Raw genomic sequence first — 8,091 nt, forward strand, 5'->3', positions numbered from 1 at the left:
ATGTGGGGATCGTTCATGGGGTTTGACTACATAGGATGCTATATTAATATGAATAGGAGCCTATGTTAATAGGCAAGCTTATCGCTTCTCCACTTCTTCACCTCCGCACTATGCCATCTACGCCCCCCAGCGCCGCCATCCCGACACCACACCCGGCCAAGTTCAGCCGCTACCAGACCTTTGTGGCCGGGCTGTTGGCGTTTTTGCAGTTTGCCGTGATTCTGGACTTCATGATCATGTCGCCGCTGGGCGCGCTGATCATGCCCGCGCTGCAGATCACGCCGCGCCAGTTTGGCCTGGTCGTGTCGGCCTACGCATTCAGCGCGGGCCTGTCGGGCCTGCTCACCGCAGGTTTTGCCGACCGGTTTGACCGCAAGAAGCTGCTGCTGTTTTTCTACACCGGCTTCGTGCTAGCTACGCTGTGGTGCGGGCTGGCCCCCACCTACGAGATGCTGCTGGCGGCCCGGGTGGTTACCGGCATTTTTGGCGGGGTGATTGGTTCGGTGGTGCTGGCCATCGCCACGGACCTGTTTGCGCCGCAGCTGCGCGGGCGGGTGATGGGGGTGATCCAGACCGCTTTTGCCGCCAGCCAGGTGCTGGGCCTGCCCATGGGCCTGTACCTGTCGAACCGCTGGAGCTGGCACGCCCCGTTTATCGCCATGGCCATCTTTGGGGCCGTGGGCGGGTTGGTGATTGCCTGGCGCATGCAGCCGGTGGCCGATCACCTGCGGGTGCCGCAGGAGAAAAGCGCCTTCATGCACCTGCTGCATACCGTGAGCGAGCCGCGCTACCTCACGGCTTTTGCCACCACCGCCTTGCTGACCACCGGTGGCTTCATGCTGATGCCTTTCAGCAGCGCTTTCACGGTGCACAACCTGGGCATTTCGCTGGAGCATCTGCCGACCATCTACCTCATCACCGGCCTGTGCACCATCTTTGTCGGCCCGCTGGTGGGCAAGGCGGCGGACGCTTTTGGCAAGCTGCGGGTCTTCATGGCGGGCAGCGCGCTGACCATCGTCATGGTGCTGGTTTATACGCATCTGGACACCGTGCCTTTGGCCACCGTGGTGGTGGTCAATGTGGTGATGTTCATCGGCATCTTCTCCCGCATGATCCCGTTCCAGGCGCTGGTCACCTCGGTGCCCAACCCCACGCAACGCGGCTCGTTCAACGCCATCAGCGCCGCCATCCAGCAGCTTTCGGGCGGTATGGCTTCGCTGGTGGCGGGCCACATCGTGTCGCTGGGTGCCGACGGCAAGCTGCAGCACTTCCCGGTGATTGGCTACGTGGTGGCCACGTCCACGGTGGTGGCGGCGGTGATGGCCTGGCGGGTGAACCGGGGTGTGCGAATGCGCTCGGCGGCGGCACTGGCCCAGCCTGCGCTGGTGTAGGGGCGGGCCGCCCTACAACTTGTCTATGCTATGGATGGGATAGCCGCTCGCACAGGTGCAGTATGCGCAAGCCATTTAGGCCTCTAGCGCTTATAGAACCTGCGCTGCGAGCTATTTTTTTAATAGCATCCAGCGGTTTGGCAGCCGCTGGAGCCCGCATTCAACGCAGACGAATCACCGTCTTGCCCGCCGCATGGCCGGTCTTGTTGCGCTCAATCGCTGCGGCAGCCTGGTCCAGCGTGGCCACTTCGGCCAGCGCCACCTGCAAGTCACCGGCCGCTACCTGTGCAGCGATGTCGGCCAACTGCCGGGCATCGGCACGCATGGCAAACCAGGCACCTTGCTTGCCAGGTGGCACCAGGCCGGCGATCTCGGGCGCCGCCGTGCTGATGATCCGGCCCTTGTCTGACAGCAGCTCCCAGGAGCGGGCCAGCGTTGCGCCACCGACCAAGTCCAGTACCAGGTCGATGTTGCCAGTGGCGTCATAGAACGGCGTGGTCTGGTAGTCGATGACTTCATCTACGCCCAGGCGGCGCAGATAGTCGGCGTTCACACCACGCGCGGTCGCCACCACGCGGGCTCCGGCACGCCGCGCAAACTGCACGGCAAAGCTGCCAACGCCACCGGCTGCGCCATGCACCAGCACGGTTTCACCGGCCTGCAATTTGCCGGCTTCCATCAATGCCTGCCAGGCCGTCAGCGCCGCCACCGGAATGGCAGCAGCCGTAACGTCGTCGAGGCCCTCGGGAATGGTCGCCAGCTTGTCTGCCGCCAGCACGATCTGGTCGGCATAAGCCCCCAGACCGCCGAGCGCGGCCATCACCCGTTGGCCTGGCGAAAAGCCCTGCACGCCAGGGCCGACGCTGAGCACAACGCCGGCCAGCTCCAGGCCCAAGGTGGCCGGCAGCGGCAGTTGAAACACATCGCGCACCAGGCCGTCGCGGATCTTCCAGTCCAGGCCGTTAACGCCGGCGGCATGCACCTGCACCAGCACCTCGCCGGCTGCGGGTAGCGGCGCGGCCACAGCATCCTGCTGCAGCACGTCGGCGCCGCCGTAGGCGTGGATGCGCAGTGCAACATTGCTCTCGGGCAGAGTCGGGTAGTCGGCATAACCTTCGGCTACCGGCGCATAAAACAGCGCTGGCTTCGGCGCGTTCAGCGCGGCACCGCGCAAAAAACGCAGCGGCAAATCGGGGTTCGCCAGAAAGGCGCTGCCAAACACAGCGGCATCGGCTTGGCCCAGGGCGATGCGCTGCGCGGCGCTGTCGCGGGTCAGGCCGCCGCCCAGCAGATACGCGCCGGAGAACAGTGGCCGCAACAGGGCGTGGTAGTCAAACGCTGACTTGGAGCCGGCCACATGCAGATAGGCCAGTTGCAACGCTGCCAGCTGCTCTACCAGGTAGGCGTAGGTTTGCACCGGATCGGCGTCGTGGATGTCGTTAAAGCCCATCTCTGGCGAGATCTTGATGCCGACGCGGTCGCTGCCCGCCTCCTGAACCATAGCGGCCAGCACCTCCAGAATGAAGCGTGCGCGGTTCGGCAGCGAGCCGCCGTAGCCATCGCTCCGCTGGTTGGTGTTGGACGATAAAAACTGCTCGGGCAGATAGCCCGATGCGGCATGCAGCTCGACGCCGTCAAAGCCGGCCTCCAGCGCACGGCGCGTGGCCAGCCCGAAGTCGCGCACCGTGGCCACCACCTCGTCTGTCGCCAAAGCCCGCGGCGTGACGAAGTCCTGCAGGCCGCTGGCGGTGTAAGACTGGCCCGCCGGTTTGATGGCCGACGGTGCCACCGGCAGCGCCTGGCCAGGCAGCATGGACGGATGCGAGATGCGCCCGGTGTGCATCAGCTGCAAAAACACCCGGCCGCCGCGGGCGTGCACCGCGTCGGTCACTAGCTTCCAGGCGGCCACCTGGGCGTCGCTGTGGATGCCCGGCGTGCTGACATAGCCCTTGCCCATCGCCGATGGGAAGGTTCCCTCGGTGAGGATCAGGCCGGCACTGGCGCGCTGGGCGTAATACGTGGCGGCCAACGGTGACGGTACGCCGGTGGTGTCGTCGGCGCGCGAACGCGTCATCGGTGCCATTACCAGACGATTGCGCAAGGTGGTGCGGCCGATGCGTGTGGGTGTGAACAGGGATTTCATGGTGGATATCTCGTAAAAGTTGAAGGAGTAGTGATAGTCCACTGTTTCCCCTGTGAGATAAATAGCCTAATATGAAATCACTGATCCACTCATGGAGCAATCAACATGGAATTCTTGAGCAGCATGGAGTTGTTTGTCGAGGTGGCCAAAGCCAAGGGCTTTCGGCGCGCCGCTGAGACATTGGGCATGCCCAACTCCACCCTGTCGCGCCGCATTGCCGAGCTGGAAAAACGGGTTGGCGTGCGCCTGCTGCACCGCTCTACCCGCCGGGTCGAGCTGACCGAAGCCGGTCAGGCCTATTTCCGCCGCTGCGAGGGCATCGTGGCCGAAGCGCGCGTCGCCCACGAGTCGCTGCTGGAGCTGGCCGAGCGCCCCAGCGGCGTGGTGCGGGTGTCGATGCCGGTGGACCTGGCGATCTCTTACCTGGCGCCGGCCATCCAGGCGTTTGGCGAGCGTTACCCGCTGATCGACTTCGAGATGGACCTGACCTCCCGCCGCGTCGATCTGGTCAGCGACGGCTTTGACTGCGCCATCCGCATGGGTGCACCACCGCCCACACCGTCCACGCTGATCGCCCGTCCGATCGGCCTGCTGCCGCGCTACCTGTACGCGTCGCCCGGCTACCTGCAAACCGCGCCGCCGCTGCACCACCCGCACGACCTGGCGCAGCACCAATGCCTGGTGCAGGCCGCCGTGCGGCAGGCCAGCCAGTGGACGCTGAGTGCCGGCACCGAGACGATCTCCGTTCCGGTCACTGGGCGCTACACCGCCAACAACGTGGGCATGTGCCAGGCCATGGCCCGGCTCGGCATGGGTATCGCAGTGTCCGCCGGCCCCGACGCGGGTGACGACCTGAAGACCGGCCGCCTGCAACGCGTGCTACCCGGCTGGAGTGTGGCATCGATACCGGTCTATGCCATCCTCGAATCGCGGCTGATCCCGTCGCGGGTGCGGCTGTTCATAGACTGCATCAGCGCGCATCTGCGGGGGCATGCGTAGCTGGCGCAGCGGGCTGCTGGATTTATAAGGCTTTTAGTCCTGTGGCGCAAACACTACCTGCGGCGGAAGCTATCAAAAGTGCAGCAAATCCAGATCCATCTGCAGCGACTTGACAAGGCAAACTGCCGCACGCGCGGCATACACGCCAGCCGCTGCGTCCAAGTTCTGCGGCAATGTGCGATAGATGAATGCCTTGGCGTCTGGCCGCACAAGCTTTGCTCTGCGTTCGCGCTGAGGCCTTGCAGAGGCGACGATTAAACTGCCGCCTTCGGCCACAGGCAGATATGCAAGGACGGATATGAAAAACAGCGCAGCGGCTCCGGGCGAGTCGGCTTCCCAGTTGATCGACGCCAGAATCCAGTCGCTGGACGACTGGCGCGGCCAGACGCTGGCCCAGGTCCGCACCCTCATCCTGCAGGCGGATCCTGGCGTGGTCGAAGAGTGGAAGTGGCGCGTTCCGGTCTGGTCGCACGGCGGCATCCTGTGTACCGGCGAGGCCTACAAAAGCGCCGTCAAACTGACCTTCCCCAAGGGCGCTGCGCTGCCAGACCCGTCAGGCCTGTTCAACGCCAGCCTGGAAGGCAATACCCGGCGCGCGATCGACTTGCACGCGGGCGATACCATCGATGCAGAGGCTTTCACCACACTGCTGCGCGCCGCCATCGCACACAACTGTTCCTGATGCAGGCCCGCGCCTACACGCCAGTGAGACCCAGGTAGGCTTCGGCCCGGGCCCCATCGCGGGCCGAGCCCGCCAGGGGCGCAGCATCGCGGGCCAGCGCCTCGGCCAGGCGGCGGTAGGCTGCGGCGTAGGTGCGGAACTCTGCCGTCACCGCGCGGTCCTGCTCGCGCTTGCGTTGCAGCGCCAGGCCGATCTGCCGGTCCAGCAAGGCGCACTGCTGCTGCACGTAGCGCAAGCAGCGCAGGCGGCAGGCTTCGGACCAGGCGGCCAGTACCGACAAAATGGGCACCAGCGGCAGGGTCAGCATTCCACCGCTACCACCCTGTGGAGCAGGCGGCACCTGGCCGCGCAGCATGTGCGTGACGGCGGTGCCCCAAAGATCACGCTCCTCGGCCAGCAGCTGCCGGTGCGTGTGCAACTGCTGGCGGTAGCCGGGGTCTACCACCGCACCGTTTGCCACCAGCACGGCCATGTCCTCGCGTTCGCCGGGCGCGATGCACTCGGCTCCGATGTAGCCCGCACCGGTATGCCGGTGCAGCAGCACCTGGTGCTGCGTGGCATCGGTATGGAAAGGGTCGAGCGGCACGGTGCGGCACATGGCCGGTTTGTGGTGGTGGTGGATGTTGCACAGGCCCTCCGGTCCACGGGCCGGGCAGGCTCCGTTGGCCGGGTAGTCCAGGCCCTGGGTGACAAGGTCGAACGCCCCGGCGGCACCGGGCCGCACGCCCAGGGTGCCCACAAACAGGTTCTCGTGGTGGAACAGCTCGGGCACCGTCATCATGGGCGGCGAGTTGCAGCACTTGCCGCATGCGCTGCAGGCAAACGAGATGGTGGTGTTCACCACGGTCGACGCACCGAGTCCTGGAAATGGTCGAGGATGAAGCGCTTGACGGGCTCCGACCGGTACGACGCGACCAGGGTGTTGACCCAGGCCGCGCCACGGTCTGCACCGCGCACCACCAGCACGTCGGTCCAGGGGCTGCGGGCATCTTCCAGGCCGATAGAGTCGCGGCCCGGCTGCAGCCCGGCGCGTTCGGCGTGGGGCCGGTCGATCACGGCGGCATCCACCCGTTGCAGCGCAGCGGCCAACTGCTCCAGCGGCAGCGTTACCAACTTGAATCCGTAGCGGTTGCCCACCACGTCGCGCGGGGTGGAGGTCAACCCCGAGCCATCGCGCAGTTCAATCAGGCCGAAGTTGTGCAGCAGCACCAGGGCGCGCGATGCCGCCGCCCGTTCACGCGGAATGGCCAGCGTGCCGCCGTGTGGCAACTGCCGTGGGTGGGCCACACGCCGGGAATACAACGCGAAGGGCAGGGTGACGGTGGGCGTGGCGATGGCCAGTGCGCCGGGGTGGCGGGCGGCTTCGGCGTTAAAGGCCACGGCATCCTGAAAACACGCCGCGTCCAGCGTGCCCGCCAGCACCTCGGCGTTGAAACCCTGGCCCGCGTCGCGTGCGACCAGGCGCAGGTCCAGCCCGGCATCGGCGGCCATCCGCTGCACCACCGCCATGATCTCGGCGTGCGGGCCAGGCAGCACGCCGACCGACACGCTGCGTGGCTGCGCCCCCAGCTTCACAACGCTGGCACCCAAGCCCAGGGCCAGCAACGACCGGCGCTTCACAGCACCTCCCGCAGCACGGTGCGAAAGCCGATGTGCGCGGTGGCCAGGTCGGCCTCTTGCGATTCGCGGGCCGACGCGCGGTAGCGCACGCAAAAGTCTGGCGAACACAGGAACGAGCCGCCCTTGATCACCGTGGATTCGTTGGGTGTGTGGAACGGGGCGGCCACCGCCGCCGTGTCGCCGTTCATGTGGGGCTGGTGCGGGCCGGTGTAGCGGTCGCGCGTCCATTCCCACACGTTGCCAATCATGTCGTGCAGGCCAAACGGGCTGGCGGCAAAGCAGCCCACGGGCGCCAGGCCTGCGTAGCCGTCTTGCTTGGCGTTGAATGCGGGGAACATGCCCTGCCAGTAGTTGGCGGTGGGTTGGCCTGCGGCATCGAGCGGTGCGGTGTCGAGCGCGTCGCCGCTGCGCCCGGCCTTGCCCGCGTACTCCCACTCGATTTCGGTGGGCAGGTCGCGGCCTAGCCAATGGGCGTAGGCGAGGGCATCGGCCTTGGTGACGAAGGTCACGGGCAGGTGGTCCATGCCGGCAATCGAGCTGCCCGGCCCGCCGGGATGGCGCCAGTCGGCCCCTTTGACAAAGCTCCACCAGGCGTAGGGGCGGGCATCCATTTCGGCGGCGGTGGGCGTATGGAATACCACCGCACCGCCCTGGTGTTCGGCCTCGGTCACGTAGGCCGTGGCCTGTACAAACGAGGCAAACTGCGCCACCGTTACCTCGGTTTGGTCGATCCAGAACGGCGCGACCTGCACCGGTGCCGCCGCCGCAGGCCGCTCGTCGGGGTAGCCCTGGGTGCTGCCAAAAGTGAAGCTGCCGCCGGGCAGCGGCACCATGCCGGCCTTCGCATCTACCTGCCACTGCAGGGGCAGACCCCCGTAGGAGGCGCATTGCGATGGCGAGCCCAGCGCCGCCAGCGGTGGCCCCACCGGGGTGCGCGCTGCGCTGGCATAGAAGGCCAGGCCCGCGCCGACCAGCGCCAGCATGGCGGCGCCCCCGGCCAGTCCGGCGGAGCGCCGGGTCAAAAAACGCAGACGGTTCACGATGGTCTTGCTCGCTTGGTCTTCGTACTTAGTAATAGCCTGCGGGCCGCAGCGGTTCGACACCGCCCACCGACTTCAGATAGGCCTTCCAGTCGGCGACCAGGCCGCCGATGACGCTGGGGTTGCTGGCGGCCAGGTCGTTGTTTTCGCCCCGGTCTTTGGCCAGGTCGTACAGCTGCCAGTGGCCGTCGGCCGGGCCAATGGGGGGTTCGGTCC

General features: G+C 66.4%; 8 protein-coding genes. 3 read left to right on the forward strand and 5 right to left on the reverse strand.

Translation table 11 applies throughout. The features are described 5' to 3' along the window. The first annotated feature begins 110 nt into the window (after positions 1–110). Positions 111–1,391, forward strand: a complete 1,281-nt coding sequence (locus ABI213_RS10895; RefSeq protein ID WP_348007066.1) for an MFS transporter — start codon at positions 111–113, stop codon at positions 1,389–1,391. A gap of 160 nt (positions 1,392–1,551) precedes the next feature. Here the strand turns inward: ABI213_RS10895 and ABI213_RS10900 are convergent, their stop codons facing one another. Beyond that, positions 1,552–3,534: a zinc-binding dehydrogenase gene (locus ABI213_RS10900; RefSeq protein WP_348007065.1), complete on the reverse strand. Its 1,983-nt coding sequence runs from the start codon at positions 3,532–3,534 to the stop codon at positions 1,552–1,554. A 105-nt stretch (positions 3,535–3,639) separates the two neighbouring features. Between ABI213_RS10900 and ABI213_RS10905 the strand changes: the two genes are divergently transcribed. Both ABI213_RS10905 and ABI213_RS10910 read left to right on the forward strand, forming a co-directional pair. Continuing rightward, complete coding sequence (locus ABI213_RS10905) at positions 3,640–4,533, forward strand: LysR family transcriptional regulator (protein WP_348007064.1); 894 nt, start codon at positions 3,640–3,642, stop codon at positions 4,531–4,533. A gap of 298 nt (positions 4,534–4,831) precedes the next feature. Continuing rightward, entirely contained in the window at positions 4,832–5,215 is a 384-nt protein-coding gene (locus tag ABI213_RS10910) for a DUF1801 domain-containing protein (protein ID WP_348007063.1), read from the forward strand. Between the two features lie 13 nt (positions 5,216–5,228). Here the strand turns inward: ABI213_RS10910 and ABI213_RS10915 are convergent, their stop codons facing one another. The 4 genes from ABI213_RS10915 to ABI213_RS10930 form a co-directional block, all read right to left on the reverse strand. Continuing rightward, complete coding sequence (locus ABI213_RS10915; RefSeq protein WP_348007062.1) at positions 5,229–6,056, reverse strand: YkgJ family cysteine cluster protein; 828 nt, start codon at positions 6,054–6,056, stop codon at positions 5,229–5,231. Then, positions 6,053–6,835: a MetQ/NlpA family ABC transporter substrate-binding protein gene (locus tag ABI213_RS10920; protein WP_348007061.1), complete on the reverse strand. Its 783-nt coding sequence runs from the start codon at positions 6,833–6,835 to the stop codon at positions 6,053–6,055. Before ABI213_RS10920 ends, ABI213_RS10915 begins: the two co-directional genes overlap by 4 nt. After that, the gene (locus ABI213_RS10925; RefSeq protein WP_348007070.1) at positions 6,832–7,866 is read right to left on the reverse strand and encodes a formylglycine-generating enzyme family protein; all 1,035 of its coding nucleotides are present in this window, start codon (positions 7,864–7,866) and stop codon (positions 6,832–6,834) included. The genes ABI213_RS10920 and ABI213_RS10925 overlap by 4 nt, the downstream gene beginning before the upstream one ends. A 37-nt stretch (positions 7,867–7,903) precedes the next feature. Then, the coding region (locus tag ABI213_RS10930) for a hypothetical protein (protein WP_348027036.1) at positions 7,904–8,091 on the reverse strand (188 nt) is incomplete at its 5' end.

The organism is Rhodoferax sp. (assembly GCF_039922535.1).
Lineage (GTDB): Bacteria > Pseudomonadota > Gammaproteobacteria > Burkholderiales > Burkholderiaceae_C > Rhodoferax_B.

Excerpts from the sequence above, each read along its gene's own strand:
- ABI213_RS10910 (WP_348007063.1), top strand. The coding sequence starts at position 4,832 with ATGAAAAACAGCGCAGCGGCTCCGGGCGAGTCGGCTTCCCAGTTGATC.
- ABI213_RS10900 (WP_348007065.1), bottom strand. The coding sequence starts at position 3,534 with ATGAAATCCCTGTTCACACCCACACGCATCGGCCGCACCACCTTGCGC.
- ABI213_RS10905 (WP_348007064.1), top strand. The coding sequence starts at position 3,640 with ATGGAATTCTTGAGCAGCATGGAGTTGTTTGTCGAGGTGGCCAAAGCC.
- ABI213_RS10895 (WP_348007066.1), top strand. The coding sequence starts at position 111 with ATGCCATCTACGCCCCCCAGCGCCGCCATCCCGACACCACACCCGGCC.